Raw genomic sequence first — 17,018 nt, 5'->3', positions numbered from 1 at the left:
AAATGAACGCTGTACCAGCTGGATCGCCTTCTGCATCGCCCGAGACTGTCACGCTTGCATTGCATGACAGCTATTTCCGTCGTTCCGGGTGGGAGTGGTTTTTCGCTCTGCTCGTTGTCGCCGGAGGGCTTTTTGCCTTCTTCCGGTATCACTCGGCCATGGATGTTTACGAAAAAGGCATCATGTTGGCGGCCATACCGGCGGCTATCTGGCTGGGCTGGCTATGGGCTCCACTTCAGCGCTTGATGCTGGCTGTTGCGGTGTTGTCTTTGACGGGTATAGCTGCCTATCAAGGTGACCTCGCTCGTGCCGAAACGGTTTTCGGCTTGAAGTATTTTCTTTCCAGTCAGTCGGCCATCCTCTGGATGAGCATGTTGTTTTTCATGGCGACTGGCTTCTACTGGATAGGCGTGTTCGCGAAAGAGCGTGCTTCAGGCCTCGAAACAATAGCTTCCCGCTTGGTGTGGGTGGCTGTCACGATGGCGCTGACCGGCACCATGGTGCGGTGGTTTGAAAGCTACCTTCTGGGGGCCGATATCGGGCACATCCCGGTCAGCAACCTGTATGAAGTCTTCATCATGTTTTGTTGGATGACGGCACTGTTCTACCTTTACTTCGAGGCACAGTACAAAACCCGGGCCCTAGGGGCTTTTGTCATGTTGATTGTGAGCGCAGCGGTGGGCTTTCTGCTGTGGTACACCGTGGCACGGCAGGCTCAGGAGATTCAGCCGCTGGTACCCGCGCTCAAGAGCTGGTGGATGAAGCTTCATGTGCCGGCCAACTTTATTGGCTATGGAACGTTTGCATTAGCAGCCATGGTGGCTTTCGCTTATTTGATCAAACAACAAGCGGCAGAGGCGAAGTGGTACCGCCTGGCACCGCTCTGGTTGCTGGGTATCGTGTTGTGTTTTGAGCCCATTGTGTTCCGCAAGTCCTCTGCCGCAGGTCTGAACGATTACTGGGCGATGTACTTCGGGATCTCTGCCTTGATCGTGGCCGGCATTCTCCTCGGGCGGCGCGCGATTGCAGAAAAGCTGCCGAGCCTAGAGGTGCTGGATGATGTGATGTACAAGTCCATCGCCGTCGGGTTTGCTTTTTTCACCATTGCGACCGTGTTGGGCGCGTTGTGGGCGGCGGAGGCTTGGGGTGGTTATTGGAGCTGGGACCCGAAGGAAACCTGGGCGTTGATTGTGTGGCTCAACTACGCTGCCTGGTTGCACATGCGTTTGATGAAGGGCCTACGTGGCACCGTAGCCGCATGGTGGGCGCTAGTGGGCTTGGCCATCACGACCTTTGCGTTCATTGGTGTGAATATGTTTCTCAGTGGGCTTCATAGTTACGGAACCTTGTAAGAAAGCAAGGACTCCAACGACCAAACCGGAAACAAGGAATACTCTTATGCACTTTCACTCCAAGTCCCAAGGTTTCCATCATCCGGTCGCCAGCGAGATCACCCCACAGGTGGTTTATCAGAACCGCCGTAAGTTGCTGCAAACGGTAGCCACTGGTGTGGTCGGTGCTGGGTTGGCTACGTGGGCCTCCCGCAGCGCTAGGGCGCAAGGCGCAGGGTGGGGCAGTCGTCCCGGGAAATTAGCAGTCCTGAATACCAAGGCTACCAGCGTCGATGGCGCAGCTACCGCCGAGAAAGTAACGCCTTACAAAGAAGCCAGCACCTACAACAACTTTTACGAATTCGGCACCGACAAGGCGGACCCTGCCATCAACGCCCACACCCTCAAGACGACGCCTTGGACGGTCGAGGTCGAAGGGCTGATTAAGAAACCCGGCAGATACGCGTTGGAGGACCTGCTCAAGCTGAGCCCTATGGAAGAGCGGGTCTACCGGCTGCGATGCGTAGAGGGGTGGTCGATGGTAATTCCCTGGGTGGGTTACTCCTTGTCGGAGTTGATTAAGCGGGTAGAACCTCAAGGTAGCGCCAAGTACGTGGAGTTCATCACTTTGGCGGACCCGAAAACTATGCCTTTCGTAGGTTCACGTGTCTTGGACTGGCCCTATGTAGAAGCACTGCGTTTGGATGAGGCGCAGCACCCGCTCACCTTGCTGACTTTTGGCATGTACGGCGAAGTATTGCCCAACCAGAGCGGAGCACCCGTGCGATTGGTCGTGCCGTGGAAGTACGGTTTCAAGAGTGGCAAGAGCATAGTGAAAATCCGCTTTACTGAAAAACCGCCTGCAACCGCTTGGAACAAGGCGGCTGCCAACGAATACGGGTTTTACTCCAACGTGAACCCGAATGTTGACCATCCACGCTGGAGTCAGGCCACGGAGCGGCGCATTGGAGAAGATGGATTGTTCGCGAAAAAGCGGAAAACTCTGATGTTCAATGGCTATGAGGCCCAGGTCGGTCAGCTCTATGCCGGCATGGACCTCAAGAAGTTCTTTTAATCGCCCAACGCTCTTTTATGAACACTTGGCTGTTGCACCGCCGGGCTAAGCCGTGCCTGTTGGTATTGCTGTGCTTGCCCCTCGTCTGGCTGGTCTGGGCCGCTGTTTCGGACCGACTTGGCGCCAACCCTGCCGAAGCGCTGATACGTTCCACAGGCGATTGGACCTTGCGTTGTTTATGCATCACCCTCGCCATCAGCCCTTTGAGGGAGTTCTTCAAATGGTCGGCATTGGCCCGTTTCAGGCGAATGGTGGGGGTGTCCACATTTGCCTACGGCCTGCTGCACATGCTGGCGTACAGCTGGCTCGACATGGGTTTGGAACCCGCTGATATTGCAGCCGATATCGTCAAGCGCCCCTTCATTTTGGTGGGGTTCACCGCCTTACTTTTGTTAACTGCGTTGGCTGCGACCTCTTTCAATGCCGTGATCAAAGCCATGGGAGCCCAGCGCTGGAAGGCACTTCACCGTGCCGTGTACGCCATTGCTTTGCTGGCTGTGTTGCATTTTTTCTGGATGAAGGCCGGGAAAAACGACTTCGCAGAAGTAGCCTTGTACGCAGCCATCCTAGGTGCTCTGTTGGGGTGGCGAATTCGGCGTTTTTATGCCAAATAGTGAGCTGGCCCTCGCTAAATAAGCGGAGGCTGCTACAAATATCATAGTGAATTAGAGAAGAGATTCACCCCGGACCTGATCTGCAAAGCTGTCCCGCTGACGAATCAAATGGCTTTGCGCTCCGTCCACCAAAACCTCCGCAGCTTTGGGGCGGGAGTTGTAGTTGCTCGACATGCTCATGCAATACGCACCAGCCGACAACACTGCCAAGTGGTCGCCCGACTGAACCGCTAGGTTTCGGTCGTGCCCAATCCAGTCACCGCTTTCGCAGACGGGTCCTACGACGTCGACGACCGTTGTCGCTGCATTGCCACTTGTCTGTTGGAGCGGAACAATGGCATGAAACGCTTGGTACATAGCGGGGCGTGGAAGGTCATTCATGGCGGCATCGACAATGCAAAAATTCTTTTGCTCGCCGGGCTTCATGTACAACACCTCCGTCACGCAGACGCCTGCGTTGCCAACCAAGGAGCGGCCGGGCTCTATCATCAGCTGGCGTTGGCCGAAGCCCCGCGCATCGAGTTTGGCTAGCAGTTTTTGCCACAACGCATCTGCCGCGGGGGGCGTGTCCCCGTTGTAGTTAATGCCCAAGCCTCCGCCGAAGTCGATGTGGTGGATAGGAATACCTGCCGCTTCGATGGATTCCACTATATCCAGCATCCGATCCATCGCATCCAGGTAAGGGGTCTCTTCGGTAATTTGCGATCCGATATGACAGTCAATGCCCACGACCTTCAGCCCTGCAAACGCTGCAGCTCGCTGGTAGGTTAGCAGTGTGCGTTCGTGCGCAATACCAAACTTGTTGCCTTTGAGTCCGGTTGAGATATAGGGGTGCGTTTTAGGGTCAACATTGGGATTGACCCGGATGCTGATAGGCGCCTGCACGCCGAGGCCAACTGCAACTTCGTTCAGCACATCGATTTCAGCCTCGCTTTCGACGTTGAAGCAGCCTATGCCTGCTTTCAGGGCCACACGCATCTCATCTCGAGTTTTCCCCACGCCTGAGAAAATGACTTTGTCAGCTTGCGCACCCGCCGCCAACACCCTTGCGAGCTCTCCGCCGGAAACAATGTCAAATCCGCATCCGGCTTTGGCAAAAAGTTGCAAGACTGCAAGCGTCGAATTCGCTTTCATTGCATAGCAGACGCGGGCATTGCGGCCGGCAAAACCTCGTTGGTAGGCCGCCAGAGCTTCCAGCATGGAGGCTTTCGAATACACAAACAAAGGTGTCCCGTGGGCAGCTACAAGCGCCTTCAGGTTGCACCCTTCAACGTGTAACTGTTCATGTTGGTAATGAACATGGGGGTGGCCGGGGAGTTGGAGAGCGCTCATGGATTGTTGGAGTTGGGGCTGACGGTAGGAGAGAGAGTCGCTGGTCCGGCTGAGCTGGCCGAAGGAATAGGCGGGCGCTTCGGCAAAACAAGCGGCCCGGTTTGGCCACAGGCGGTCAGTAACACGCAAAGGCAAAGCGGACTTAAGCTGCTGACTAGAATTCGGGTTCTATTGAACATGTGTAAATTGTAATGACCGACCCTGAATTCATGAGCTTGGCAGAGTCTTTGTTGAAGACCATCGAGCTGGCTTGCGACCGCATCAACGACGAATCGGACGCGGATGTCGACAACCAGCGGGTCGGAAGCATGATTACGTTGACCTTTGCAAACCGTTCCCAGATCATCGTGAATTTACAAAAACCGCTTCATGAGATTTGGCTGGCTGCCAAATCCGGTGGGTATCACTATCGCTGGGCAGACGGGTTATGGCAAGACACCAAGGGTGGCGGAGAGTTCTACGCTGCCTTGAGTGCCAATGCGAGTCTTCAAGCCGGTGAGCCCCTGGTGTTTTCACCTGATTAGTTCTTGAAGAGATCCAGTATTTTTTTCTTTTCGTCGGCAGAGCCGGCCGCTTCTGGCGTTGCCTCGGGCGGGTCTGTCAGGCCTAAATTGCTCACGCCGGCTCCGTGGGTAAATTCTTCATAGAACCACTCGTTGTTCAGCCGCACTACGCCTTCCGGTGCAGTCGGCTCGCTCACCGGGACGCCTTTCAGGGCGGTTTCCATAAAACTGATCCAAACGGGGAGGCTCAGTCCGCCCCCGGTTTCCCGGTCGCCCAATTTGCGCGGTGTGTCGTAGCCTATCCAGGTAACGGCAGCAATACTGGGCTGGTAGCCCGCGAACCAGGCATCCATGGAGTCGTTGGTAGTACCTGTTTTGCCATACAAGTCGGGTCTTTTTAAAGTGGCTTGCGCCCGTGCGGCAGTGCCTGACCGTGTGATTTCTTGAAGCAAACTGCTCATCATGAAAGCGTTGCGCTCATCGATGGCTCGCTCACTATTCTCCAGAGTCGGGGCCGTGGTTTCGACCAGCACCTTGCCACGTTGTTCGCTCACCTTAGAGATGATCCATGGGTTGACCCGGTATCCACCATTGGCAAATACGGAATAAGCGCTTGCCATTTGCAGCGGCGTGACAGTCCCCGCGCCGAGTGCCATAGTCAGGTAGGCGGGGTGTTTTTCAGCCTCGAAGCCAAATCGGGTGACCCATTCCTGGGCATAGGGCGCACCAATCGAGTTGAGTACCCGGATGGAGATCATGTTTTTGGACTTTGCCAGGCCCCGCCTCAGTGTCATGGGTCCATCAAATGTTCCGTCATAGTTTTTGGGCTCCCACGGCTGGCCCCCGGTTACACCGGCATTAAAAAACAGAGGCGCATCGTTCACCACGGTGGCAGGCCCGAAGCCTTTCTCAAGCGCGGCCGAGTAGATAAAAGGTTTGAAGCTGGACCCGGGTTGACGCCAAGCTTGAGTGACGTGATTGAATTTGTTTTTGGCGAAGTCAAAGCCTCCAACCAGTGCCTTAATCGACCCGTCTCGCGGGTCTAGGGCTACAAACGCACCCTCAACTTCCGGCAATTGGGTGATCTCCCAAGTGCCTTTGGAAGTCTTCGAAACGCGGATGAGCGCTCCTCGGCGAATTTTGATGTTTGGAGCAGCTTTCTCAGAAAGTCCTGATTGCGCTGGCTTCAGGCCGTCTCCAGCAATGTCAACTATCTCCCCACCCTGCCGTTGGGCCTTAATGTGCTTGCTGTCCGCCTCCAAGACCACTGCGGCCATGACGTCACCGTTGTCTGGGTGCTCGTCAAGCGCTTCGTCAATGGCATCTTCAAGATCCTGGGATTTCGCCGGTAGCGCTATAAACTTTTCAGGTCCACGATAAAACTGCCGGCGCTCGAAGTCCATGATTCCACGGCGAAGTGCTTGGTACGCAGCAACTTGTTGACTCGAATTCAGTGTGGTGTGGACATTCAGACCTCGGGTGTAGGTCTCGTCGCCGTATTGGCTGAACATGAGCTGGCGAACCATTTCTGCCACATATTCTGCATGGATGGGGTTTGAGCTGGGGCCGGTTCGGACTTTCAGCTCCTCGTTCCGTGCGGTTTCAGCCTCGTCTTCAGTGATGAACCCGTTCTCCAGCATACGGTTAATGATGTACTGCTGCCGGACTTTTGCACGCTTCGGGTTGCTGATGGGGTTGTAGGCTGATGGTGCCTTGGGTAGGCCCGCCAACATAGCCGCTTCCGCCACAGAGATATCTTTCAGTGGTTTTCCAAAATAGATTTCGGATGCTGCTGCGAATCCATAGGCCCGGTTGCCAAGAAAGATCTGGTTCATATAGATCTCCAAAATCTGGTCTTTGGAGAGCATGTGTTCCAGCTTGAAGGTCAGCAAAATCTCATAAATCTTGCGGGTAAAGGTTTTCTCGGAGGTAAGGTAAACATTGCGGGCCACCTGCATCGTGATGGTTGATGCTCCTTGGCTCTTTACCCTGCCCACGTTAGCCAATCCGGCGCGGATAACACCGATGTAGTCAACCCCGCCATGTTGATAAAACCGCGCGTCCTCCACCGCAAGGATGGCATCGGTCATGACTTTAGGTATTTCCTTAATGGGTGTGAGTTTTCTGCGTTCTTCGCCGAACTCCCCAATGAGATCACCTTCCGACGAAAATACCCTCAACGGCAGCTTCGGGCGGTAGTCAGACAAGTCGCTGATATCGGGAAGGTTGGGGTAGGCCATAGCTAACGCCAGCGCGACCAGCGCTATGACAGAAAACGCACCAGCTACCGCTAGTCCTACGATCCAAAGTAAAACGTAGACCAACCAATGCCAGTGATGAAGGTCTTCTTTTTGTGGGGTGTCTTTGGAAGTAGGCATATAGGGTCTTGTGTTGCATCCCATTATAAAAATGGGCGAATCGTGTCGCTTGGGATGTCACGCCGAGCAGTTGAGTAGCGAACTTGGTGGATGCAAAGTCGCACTCATTGGTGGAAATGTTAGCGGAAACCATGGGTTTGGCGTCGGCTTTTGGCAACGTTATAAATTGTCAGAAAGTGAAAAAACCTTTGCCGCTCAATACTCTTGCTGATAGCATTGAAGTGAATTCTTAAGTTTGACTGGCCTCATGCCAGTCCGTTTCAGGGGACCATTTTGATCTCATTGGGGTCTTTATTTAGCCGCCAGCCCGCTCCGATGCTCGGGTTGGACATTAGCTCTTCCAGCGTTAAGTTGGTGGAGTTGGGGCGCGACAAAGCCGGAAACTTGGTCCTCGAACGCTGCGCGATTGAGCCGCTCGAGCGGGGGTGGTTTACGGATGGCAACGTCGAAAAATTTGATGAAGTTGCAGAAGCCGTTCGCAAATTGGTGAAAAAAAGCGGAACCAAAACAAAAAACGTTGCCATGGCGCTACCGCCTTCTGCGGTCATTACCAAGAAGATTATTTTGCCCGGCGGAATGTCTGATTTGGAGCTGGAGCAGCAAGTGGAGTCCGAAGCCAACCAGTACATCCCATTTCCGTTGGATGAGGTGAGCCTAGACTTCTGTGTGGTGGGGCCTAGTGCCGCAAGTGCAGGAGACATCGAGGTCCTGATTGCTGCTTCCCGGAAGGAAAAAGTGCAGGACATCCAAGGACTTGCAGAGGCGGCAGGATTGACTCCGGTAATTGTGGATGTTGAGTCTTATGCGGCGCGCCTTGCCGCCGGACGACTGATCGAAAACCTTCCTAGCAAAGGTGCCGGACTGATCGTTGCTTTGTTTGAGGTCGGTGCCATGACCACCAGCATGCAAGTAATGAGAGATGACGAGGTGCTGTATGACCGAGACCAGGCCTTTGGCGGAGCGCAGCTTACCCAGTTGATCGTTCGTCAGTATGGCTTTTCTCAGGAAGAGGCCGAGAGTAAAAAGCGAAGCGGTGAACTGCCGGACGACTATGAATCGACGGTTTTGAAACCGTTTATTGACACCATGGTTCAAGAGTTGGGCCGTGCGCTGCAGTTCTTTTTTACCAGCACTCCACACAACAAAGTGGACTACATCATGTTGGCAGGGGGCTCGGCGGCTTTGCCGGGGTTAACGACTGCAGTGACCCAGCACACAACGTTTCCTTGTAGTTTGTTGAATCCTTTTGATGGAATGGAAATCGGAGACAGCGTTCGGTTGAAGCGCATGACCCGTGAAGCGCCGTCTTATTTGACTTCCTGTGGCTTGGCATTGCGGAGGTTTTCGCAATGATTTTGATCAACTTGTTGCCTCATAGAGAGGCGGCCCGCAAGCGACGCAAAGATCTCTTCAATTTGGCCTTGGCTATCTCTGCTATTTTGGGAGGTTTGATCGCCGGGACCATTTACCTTTGGTACCAAGCAGCCATTTCCCAGCAGCAGGGGAGCAACTTGGTGCTGGAAACTGAAATCAAGAAGCTCGAAGGTCAAATTAAAGACATTGCTGGTTTGGAAGCCGAAATTGCAGCTTTGCGGGCACGTCAACAAGCTGTAGAGGACTTGCAATCGGACCGCAATCTACCAGTCCACTTGCTGACCGAGTTAGTGAACCAGCTTCCGGACGGGGTGTACATCAACAAGATGAGCCAGCAGGAACAGGTGGTTTCAATTTCTGGAGTCGCCCAGTCGAACGAGCGTGTTTCAGAGTTGCTGCGCAACTTAGCCAACAACACGCCATGGTTTAGCAAGCCTGAGCTGATTGAAATTACTGCGGGCTCGGCATCTATCTCCGCAAAGGAGCAACGACGTGTGTTCAATTTCAACATCAAAGTAAAACTGATGAGGGCGTCCGAGGCCGAGAAACTTGCGGCGAAGCAGGCAGAGGCGGCGGCATTAGCTGCGAGTGCACCGCAGACCGCAGCCTCTACGGCCCAGCCCAAACTTTAATCAAAGCGAATATGGCAAAAAGTTTGAATGCGTCCGTTGACTTTGCTGCATTGCAAGAGAAGGTCATTTCCCAGTTTCGGGATCTGGATCCGAAGGATCCTTCCCTTTGGCCATCTGTGCCACGATTTCTCTTGTTTGTGGCGACTGCTATCGGAATCGTCGTCGTACTCTGGTTCGTTTGGTTAACGGGCTCCCAAGAAGCGCTGCAAGTCGAGCAGGACAAAGAGGTGGTTCTGCGAGAGGACTATAAAAAGAAACTAACCAAAGCTGTTAATCTGGATGTTCTCAAAAAACAACGAGAACAAGTCCAGCAGTACGTAACCCAGTTGGAAAAGCAGTTGCCGAGCAAGGCAGAGATGGACGCTTTGTTGTCGGATATCAACCAGGCTGGACTGGGGCGTAGCCTTCAATTCGAGTTGTTTCGCCCTGGGCAAATTGCGGTCAAAGAGTACTACGCCGAACTCCCGATTACCATCAAGGTGACAGGGAAGTACCATGACATCGGTAGCTTCGCATCGGATATCGCCAACCTATCGCGAATCGTGACGTTGAATAACTTGACGTTGATGCCGCGCCAGGATGCCATGTTGACCTTAGACGCGACCGCTAAGACATTCCGGTATCTGGACCCTGAAGAAGTGCAGGCCCAGCGTGCCGCGACGGGAGCGAAAAAATGAAGCTGCCTTTTATTTTGGCGTCAAGCTCGCTCATCGTGTTTCTGACTGGGTGCGGTTCTAACGCTGAAGGTGATTTGCGGAGCTGGATCGTTGAAGAGCGCAACCAAACCCGCCCCAGGGTTGCGCCAATTCCAGCGCCAAAGCAGTTTGTGCCGGAGTCCTATGCGAGTTCTGCGTCCATCGAGCCCTTCAGTAGTCTCAAATTGACGCAAGCTTTGAAGCGTGAATCCTCACAGGCGGTGACCAATGGTGCATTGGTAGCCCCGGAATTGGCGCGGCGCAAGGAGGCGCTGGAATCATTCCCGCTGGACACGATGGCCATGGTGGGGAATTTGACCAAGGCAGGGCAGCCAGTTGCGTTGGTCAGGGTCGAGAATCTTCTTTATCAAGTCAAGCTCGGTAACTATCTGGGCCAGAACTATGGGAAGGTCACCAAAATCAGCGAAACCCAAGTGACCCTCCGCGAAATTGTCCAAGATGCAGCCGGCGAATGGATCGAGCGGGCCGCAACTTTAGAGTTGCAAGAGAGGGCGAAATGACACATCGGAACGAATTAATGGGAATGCGCATGTTTAAAAAAATCGTGCTGGGTGCGAGTCTGCTGCTCTGCCAGATCGTCTACGCTCAGGGTGCAATCGAAGCCGTGTCAGGTTCTATGCAGGGCGGGAATGAGGTGGTCCGTATCGATTTGTCACAGACGCTAACCGCGCTTCCGACCGGGTTTGCAATTCAGTCGCCTGCGAGGATTGCACTGGATTTCCCGGGAGTCGCCAACGCCATGGGGCGGTCGACTGTGGAGATTAACCAAGGAAATTTGAAATCGGTGAGTGTGGTGCAGGCCGGAGAGCGTACGCGTGTCGTATTGAACTTGAAACAAGCCGCCGCATACAAGGCGGAAATCCAAGGTAAGTCTCTGTTGGTCTCATTGGGAGCTGCGGAGATTGCTAACGCGAAGCCGGGGAATGCGTTTGCAGAAACCACCAGCCGGGTGTCGGCACCGTTGAAGGATGTTGACTTCCGACGTGCTGCTGATGGGGCTGGCCGCATTGTCGTGACCTTACCTAACAGCCAGGTTGGCGTGGATATCCGTCAGCAAGGCCAGGGATTGGTTGTGGAGTTCATGAAGGCCAGCCTGCCAGAGGGCTTGCGCCGGAAACTGGATGTCGCCGACTTCGGTACGCCGGTGAAAACAGTGACTACTACGCAGTCGGGTGATCGTGTCCGCATGGTGATTGAGCCTCAAGGGCAATGGGAGCACAGTGCCTACCAGAGCGACGAGCAGTTTGTCGTCGAGGTCAAAGAAACAAAAGTTGACCCCAAAAAGCTCACCCAAGGTGTTGGTTATAACGGCCAAAAGCTCTCTTTGAATTTCCAGAATATCGAGGTCCGGTCCTTGCTCCAAGTCATTGCAGACTTCACTAACTTCAATATTGTGACTTCTGACTCGGTGTCCGGATCCGTTACCCTGCGCTTGCAGGATGTGCCTTGGGATCAAGCTTTGGACATTATTCTGCAGGCCAAGGGCCTCGGCATGCGGAAAACAGGGAATGTGCTGTGGGTTGCACCGAAAGATGAGATTGCAGCGAAAGAAAAGCTTGATTTGGAGACGGTAGTTGCTGTCCAAAATCTCGAGCCTTTACGTACGCAATCTTTCCAGATCAACTACGGCAAAGCATCTGACATCGCGGCGGGATTGATTGCATCTAGCTCCGGAGCTGGCCAGGGAGTTACCGCCAGTCGAATTCTCAGCTCCCGTGGAAGCGTGATTTTTGAGAACCGGACAAATCAACTTTTTGTAACAGACATCCCCAGCAAGCTGGAACAGGTGCAACAGCTTATTGCAAAGATCGATATTGCGGTTCGCCAAGTTTTGATTGAGGCTCGAATTGTGGAAGCGTCGGATAGCTTTGGAAAATCGCTGGGCGTCAAACTGGGCGGAGGGGGAACTGCAGCAGCCTCGGGCGACAAACCAGGGTTGGCACTCGGTTCAAGCTATGTAGTGGGTTCCGCTGCCACCACGTCCGGCAACTTCGTGAACCTGCCGTCTTCTGGCGCCTTGGGATCCAATACACCCGGCCAGTTCGCTGTGTCGATTTTCGGAGCCGGCGCGGATAGATTTTTGAACCTTGAAATTTCTGCGTTGGAGGCAGAAGGCAAAGGTAAAGTCGTATCCAGCCCTCGTGTGGTGACAGCCGATCAAATCAAGGCACTGATAGAGCAAGGAACTGAGTTGCCTTACCAGGTGGCTTCGTCTAGCGGCGCAACATCGATTGCCTTCCGAAAAGCAAATCTGAAATTAGAAGTACTGCCTCAAATCACGCCTGAGGGCAACATCATCCTGACATTGGATGTGACAAAGGATACGGTGGGACAGTCTACCCCTGCAGGTTTTGCTATTGATACGAAGCATGTCCAAACGCAGGTTCTCGTGGAGAACGGTGGCACTGTGGTGATCGGTGGCATCTTCACAGAGAGCTCCACCGACACTGAGACTAAGGTGCCATTCTTTGGCGATCTGCCTGGCCTTGGTGTGCTGTTCAGAAATCGCGCTAAGGAAATCACCAAGCGGGAAATGCTCGTTTTCATCACGCCAAAGGTGATTGCCGACAAAGTTGTGGGTCGCTGATGGTTCCCGCGGTAGTGAGCACTTGAGCATCAGTCTTGTCGGTCTTCCCGGCTCTGGGAAGACTACCGTCGGGCGTCAGTTGGCGCGACGCCTGCGCCTTCCCTTTGTAGACTCCGATCATGCGATTGAAAGCAGGATCGGGTGTTCGATCCGCGAGTTTTTTGATCGTGAAGGCGAAGAACGATTTCGCGATATTGAGGAAGAGGTCCTGGATGAACTCTCCCTTAACCCGGACTCTGTGTTGTCAACCGGTGGTGGCGCTGTGCTGCGAGTGAACAATCGTGTTCACTTGCACGGTCGTGGAAAAGTCGTCTACTTGAAGTCAACACCAGAGGAGCTGTTCAGGCGTCTCCGACATGATGTCAGCCGCCCTTTATTGCAGGTGGCGGATCCGCTGACGCGCATGCGAGAACTCTTCTCCGTAAGAGACCCACTCTATCGCGACACTGCGCACTTCGTGCTCGAAACGGGACGACCTTCGGTTGCGACACTGGTCAACATGATTGTGATGCAGCTCGAACTCGCCGGTGCGTTACCAACGACCGAGTGAACTCTGGCGGGCCGAGCCTTGCAAGTAGGCCCTAAACTATCGGGCTTATGACTATGCATCCGCTACACACCGTAAACATTTCGCTCGAAGAGCGGAGCTATCCCATACATATCGGCAGCGGCTTAATCGACGGGGCGGACACTTTTGCCACACTCCCAGGCGGCCACACTGCGCTAATTGTCAGCAACACCACGGTCGCTCCTTTGTATGCGGACAAGCTGAGAGCCGCACTTCAGGCGAAGTATTCGCGCGTGCTGCTCATCGAGCTCCCGGATGGCGAATCGCACAAGCATTGGGAAACACTGAATCTGATTTTCGATGTGTTGTTGACCCACACGGCAGACCGCAAAACGACTTTGTTTGCCTTGGGCGGGGGTGTCGTGGGAGACATGACCGGGTTCGCCGCTGCAAGTTATATGCGCGGAGTGCCCTTTGTCCAGGTGCCCACAACTTTGTTATCCCAAGTGGATTCTTCCGTGGGGGGGAAAACCGGAATCAATCACCCACTGGGCAAAAACATGGTGGGCGCGTTCTATCAGCCTCAGATGGTGGTTTGCGATCTTAGTACCCTAACAACACTCCCTCAAAGGGAGGTCGCCGCTGGGTTGGCGGAAATCATTAAATACGGACCTATAGCGGACATGGAGTTCCTCGATTGGATTGAACTTCACATTCATAAGTTGGTCCGACTTGATGGCGCGGCATTGGCCCATGCAGTCAAGCGTAGTTGTGAGATCAAGGCTTGGGTAGTCGGTCAGGATGAGCGAGAGTCCGGACTCAGAGCCATTCTCAACTTTGGGCACACGTTCGGCCATGCCATTGAGGCGGGGCTTGGATACGGCGAGTGGCTGCACGGCGAAGCCGTGGGTTGCGGCATGGTGATGGCTGCGACCCTATCCGAGCGCTTAGGGTTGATTGATGCCGCATACGTGCAACGACTGAAAATGTTGATCGCCGCGGCAGGCTTGCCGACCCAAGGACCGCGCATTGATGCGGCTGACAACGCGGGGCGTTATCTGGACCTGATGCGGCACGACAAGAAGTCGGAGGCTGGCGAGATTCGCTTTGTGCTCTTAGACGGACCCGGGCGCGCTGTTCTACGCACTGCGTCTGATGCGATTGTGCGTGAGGTTATTGACGCCTGTTGTTAACTTTTCGGATGAAGTTGCTATAAAAAATATAGCAATAGTCGCTTTAAATATGAGGGCAGGTTGCTCCTGATATGGGCCAAACAAAATCCTATGCATGCGACCCGACTCAGAGTCGTGGGCGACGTTTTCCTGAGCAAGCTGCACCCACGCGCACACCGTTTCAGCGTGATCGCGATCGGATCGTTCACTCCACTGCCTTCAGGCGACTGGTATACAAAACCCAAGTGTTCATCAACCACGAAGGTGACCTATTTCGTACCCGCCTTACGCATTCACTGGAGGTGGCCCAACTTGGCCGTTCCATGGCCCGCACGCTGGGTTTGAATGAGGATTTGGTAGAAACTATTGCACTGGCCCATGACCTCGGGCACACACCTTTCGGGCACGCGGGTCAAGATGCCCTGAACGAATGCATGGCCGACTTCGGTGGCTTTGAACACAATTTGCAGAGCTTGAGGGTGGTTGATCACTTAGAAGAGCGCTACCCTCAATTCAACGGACTGAATCTGTGTTTCGAGTCCCGCGAAGGTATTTTGAAACATTGTTCCCGGACAAACGCACAAGCCATCGAGCAGTCTGAGGCGGAATTCCCTTCAAGTGCCGCAGGGGTAGCCCGAAGGTTTCTGCATGGCGGACAACCAAGCCTAGAGGCACAACTTTGCAACTTAGCCGATGAAATTGCGTACAACTGCCACGACATCGACGACGGTGTCCGCTCCGGCTTGCTTTCGATGGAACAAATGATGGAGGTGCCGCTTTTTTCTCGCTATGCCAACCTTGCGACAGGTCAGCATGTGGCACTTGCGCAGCCCAAGCAGCAACGACGATGGTTGTACGAGACGAATCGCCTGATGCTGAGTGACATGGTTTACGACGTGCTCCACACCACCCAAGCCCAACTCACCACCACAGCGCCTGTGAGTGTTGAGGATGTCCGTGCTGCTAAAGCGATGGTCTTGTTCAGCCCGGCGATGCGCGCCGAAACACGTGAACTCAAGAAATTTTTATTTGATCGACTGTATCGCCACACCAGAGTGATGGACACCATGAACAAGGCCAAACAAGTGGTGAGCGATCTCTTTGCGGCCTACCTCCACGATCCTTCCGAAATGCACCACGGCCAGGACAGTGCGCCCGATGGCCCTCTCCCGAGGCTAGTGTGTGACCACGTTGCGGGTATGACGGACCGGTTCGCCATGCGTGAACACGCCCGATTAACTGGAAAGGCCTTGTTTCATGTTTGAAGCGAATCCTCACCCTGCGCAAACAGACGCGGTCGTGATTGCCCGCATGCGGCAATGGCTGCAGCGCGCCGTCATCGGCCTCAACTTATGCCCTTTTGCGAAAGCGGTCTACGTCAAAAATCAGATCCACTATGTGGTCTGCCGTGCCACCGAGCGCGCTGACGTGTTGGATATTTTGCACAAAGAGCTGCTGGACCTCCAAGCCACCTCGCCCGAGCTCCGTGACACCACGCTGCTGATACTGCCGGAGGCCTTGTCTGAGTTTGTGGACTTCAATGACTTTCTGTATGCCGCGGAGAAGTGCTTGCGAAAACTGAAACTGTCAGGCGAGCTCCAAATTGCAAGCTTTCATCCGGACTTTCAGTTTGCAGATGTGAGTGCCGACGATATAAGCAACTTCACCAATCGTGCCCCATACCCGGTGCTGCATTTGTTGCGTGAGTCCAGTATCGATAAGGCGGTGGAGGCATTCCCAGAGGCAGAGCAAATCTATGCTCGCAATATTGCAACCCTGAAAGACCTTGGCGCTGATGGTTGGCTGGCACTGGATGTATCCGCTAATCCGTTGGCGGATTCCGCGCCCTCGAAGTAAAAGACATGAAAAAACAAAAAGCAACAGCGGGTCACAGCAAAGGTTCTATCGCTCAAGAGCCCCTTATCCCGGAAATTCGCGACGGGCAATCCCTGGAGCTCTTGAAAGAGCTTCACATTCTGACCCGAGAGGGCAAACTTAATCAGGACTCCCGCCGCAAGCTCAAGCAGGTCTATCACTTGTACCAGTTCATTGAGAAGTTGATGAACGAACTGCCGCAAAACCCGGACCGTAGTTTCACTCTGGCGGACCATGGCGCAGGCAAGTCGTATTTGGGGTTCATTCTTTACGATCTTTATTTCAAGCACCTGCAACATAGCCATCTCTATGGCATCGAAACCCGCGCCGAGCTGGTAGAAAAGTCCCGCCAGCTGGCTGAAAAGCTTCATTTCGAGCGGATGAGTTTTCTCAATGTGAGCGTCGAGGCCTCAACCCAGCTAGAGGAGCTGCCTAAACAGTTTGACGTCGTTACCGCGCTACATGCCTGCGACACCGCAACGGATGACGCTATCGCCTTTGGACTTGAAAAACGGGTCAAGGCATTTGTGTTGGTTCCGTGCTGTCAAGCTGAGCTGGCGCGCCACCTGAACCAAAGTAAAGCGCTCAACCTCACTCGCACACCGTTGGCGGAGTTGTGGCGGCACCCATTGCACACGCGAGAAATGGGGAGTCAGCTCACCAATGTGCTGCGTTGCCTGTACCTCGAGGCACACGGTTATCAGGTCACGGTCACCGAATTGGTCGGTTGGGAGCACAGCATGAAGAACGAGCTCATCCTCGCGCGGTACACCGGCCAAAAAAAGCGCCAGTCAGCGGAGCGGTTGAAAGCCATTCTGGAGGAATTCGGACTACTGCCCCTGCTTGACACGCGGTTTACATTGCCGGCCGACAATACGCGAGACAACGGAATTGCTGTCTGAAGCGTTAGCTGTTCAACGC

General features: G+C 54.1%; 17 protein-coding genes. 14 read left to right on the top strand and 3 right to left on the bottom strand.

Annotation, left to right across the window (positions count from 1 at the left end):
* Positions 1-2: 2 nt before the first annotated feature.
* From ccsB to QZW03_RS07045, 3 genes are read left to right on the top strand one after another with little or no spacing between them, the layout of a single operon-like run.
* Positions 3-1,352: a c-type cytochrome biogenesis protein CcsB gene (gene ccsB, locus QZW03_RS07055; protein WP_296509268.1), complete on the top strand. Its 1,350-nt coding sequence runs from the start codon at positions 3-5 to the stop codon at positions 1,350-1,352.
* A 46-nt stretch (positions 1,353-1,398) separates the two neighbouring features.
* Positions 1,399-2,406, top strand: a complete 1,008-nt coding sequence (gene msrP, locus QZW03_RS07050; RefSeq protein ID WP_296509267.1) for a protein-methionine-sulfoxide reductase catalytic subunit MsrP — start codon at positions 1,399-1,401, stop codon at positions 2,404-2,406.
* 17 nt (positions 2,407-2,423) lie between these two features.
* Positions 2,424-3,020, top strand: a complete 597-nt coding sequence (locus tag QZW03_RS07045; RefSeq protein WP_296509266.1) for a protein-methionine-sulfoxide reductase heme-binding subunit MsrQ — start codon at positions 2,424-2,426, stop codon at positions 3,018-3,020.
* A 51-nt stretch (positions 3,021-3,071) separates the two neighbouring features.
* Here QZW03_RS07045 and lysA read toward each other — a convergent pair whose 3' ends face one another.
* A complete protein-coding gene (gene lysA / locus QZW03_RS07040; RefSeq protein WP_296509265.1) occupies positions 3,072-4,352 on the bottom strand; it encodes a diaminopimelate decarboxylase in 1,281 nt (426 codons plus the stop codon).
* Positions 4,349-4,531 (bottom strand): lipoprotein, encoded by a 183-nt coding sequence (locus tag QZW03_RS17440; protein WP_366481435.1) that lies wholly within the window; start codon positions 4,529-4,531, stop codon positions 4,349-4,351. The genes lysA and QZW03_RS17440 overlap by 4 nt, the downstream gene beginning before the upstream one ends.
* 12 nt (positions 4,532-4,543) lie before the next feature.
* On the opposite strand from QZW03_RS17440, the gene cyaY reads away from it, so the two are divergent.
* Positions 4,544-4,876, top strand: a complete 333-nt coding sequence (gene cyaY / locus QZW03_RS07035) for an iron donor protein CyaY (RefSeq protein ID WP_296509264.1) — start codon at positions 4,544-4,546, stop codon at positions 4,874-4,876.
* On the opposite strand, the gene QZW03_RS07030 is transcribed toward cyaY, so the two are convergent.
* Positions 4,873-7,233 carry a penicillin-binding protein 1A gene (locus QZW03_RS07030; protein WP_296509263.1) on the bottom strand — a complete coding sequence of 787 codons (2,361 nt, stop codon included), beginning with the start codon at positions 7,231-7,233 and terminating at the stop codon, positions 4,873-4,875. The two genes, cyaY and QZW03_RS07030, sit on opposite strands and share 4 nt — an antisense overlap.
* A gap of 273 nt (positions 7,234-7,506) precedes the next feature.
* Here QZW03_RS07030 and QZW03_RS07025 point away from each other — a divergent pair, with 273 nt between their 5' ends.
* The 10 genes from QZW03_RS07025 (at position 7,507) to QZW03_RS06980 (ending at position 16,999) form a co-directional block, all read left to right on the top strand.
* The gene (locus tag QZW03_RS07025) at positions 7,507-8,586 is read left to right on the top strand and encodes a pilus assembly protein PilM (RefSeq protein ID WP_296509262.1); all 1,080 of its coding nucleotides are present in this window, start codon (positions 7,507-7,509) and stop codon (positions 8,584-8,586) included.
* Positions 8,583-9,239 (top strand): PilN domain-containing protein, encoded by a 657-nt coding sequence (locus QZW03_RS07020; protein ID WP_296509261.1) that lies wholly within the window; start codon positions 8,583-8,585, stop codon positions 9,237-9,239. The genes QZW03_RS07025 and QZW03_RS07020 overlap by 4 nt, the downstream gene beginning before the upstream one ends.
* Positions 9,240-9,250: 11 nt before the next feature.
* Positions 9,251-9,916: a type 4a pilus biogenesis protein PilO gene (locus QZW03_RS07015; RefSeq protein ID WP_296509260.1), complete on the top strand. Its 666-nt coding sequence runs from the start codon at positions 9,251-9,253 to the stop codon at positions 9,914-9,916.
* Entirely contained in the window at positions 9,913-10,455 is a 543-nt protein-coding gene (locus QZW03_RS07010; RefSeq protein ID WP_296509259.1) for a pilus assembly protein PilP, read from the top strand. The genes QZW03_RS07015 and QZW03_RS07010 overlap by 4 nt, the downstream gene beginning before the upstream one ends.
* 29 nt (positions 10,456-10,484) lie before the next feature.
* On the top strand, positions 10,485-12,542 hold the full coding sequence (locus tag QZW03_RS07005) for a type IV pilus secretin PilQ (RefSeq protein ID WP_296509258.1): 2,058 nt from the start codon (positions 10,485-10,487) through the stop codon (positions 12,540-12,542).
* A 22-nt stretch (positions 12,543-12,564) separates the two neighbouring features.
* Positions 12,565-13,092, top strand: coding sequence for a shikimate kinase (locus QZW03_RS07000; RefSeq protein WP_296509257.1), 528 nt, complete (start codon positions 12,565-12,567; stop codon positions 13,090-13,092).
* Between the two features lie 53 nt (positions 13,093-13,145).
* Positions 13,146-14,243: a 3-dehydroquinate synthase gene (gene aroB / locus QZW03_RS06995; protein WP_296509312.1), complete on the top strand. Its 1,098-nt coding sequence runs from the start codon at positions 13,146-13,148 to the stop codon at positions 14,241-14,243.
* Between the two features lie 71 nt (positions 14,244-14,314).
* Positions 14,315-15,487 carry a deoxyguanosinetriphosphate triphosphohydrolase gene (locus QZW03_RS06990; RefSeq protein ID WP_296509256.1) on the top strand — a complete coding sequence of 391 codons (1,173 nt, stop codon included), beginning with the start codon at positions 14,315-14,317 and terminating at the stop codon, positions 15,485-15,487.
* Positions 15,480-16,079 (top strand): DUF1415 domain-containing protein, encoded by a 600-nt coding sequence (locus tag QZW03_RS06985; RefSeq protein WP_296509255.1) that lies wholly within the window; start codon positions 15,480-15,482, stop codon positions 16,077-16,079. Before QZW03_RS06990 ends, QZW03_RS06985 begins: the two co-directional genes overlap by 8 nt.
* A 5-nt stretch (positions 16,080-16,084) precedes the next feature.
* On the top strand, positions 16,085-16,999 hold the full coding sequence (locus QZW03_RS06980) for an SAM-dependent methyltransferase (RefSeq protein ID WP_296509254.1): 915 nt from the start codon (positions 16,085-16,087) through the stop codon (positions 16,997-16,999).
* Positions 17,000-17,018: the final 19 nt, after the last annotated feature.

It is taken from the genome of Rhodoferax sp., from assembly GCF_013297935.1.
Taxonomy (GTDB): domain Bacteria; phylum Pseudomonadota; class Gammaproteobacteria; order Burkholderiales; family Burkholderiaceae_C; genus Allorhodoferax.
Note: the sequence above shows the minus strand (reverse complement) of the source record. Positions and strands in the feature narration are given on the sequence as shown.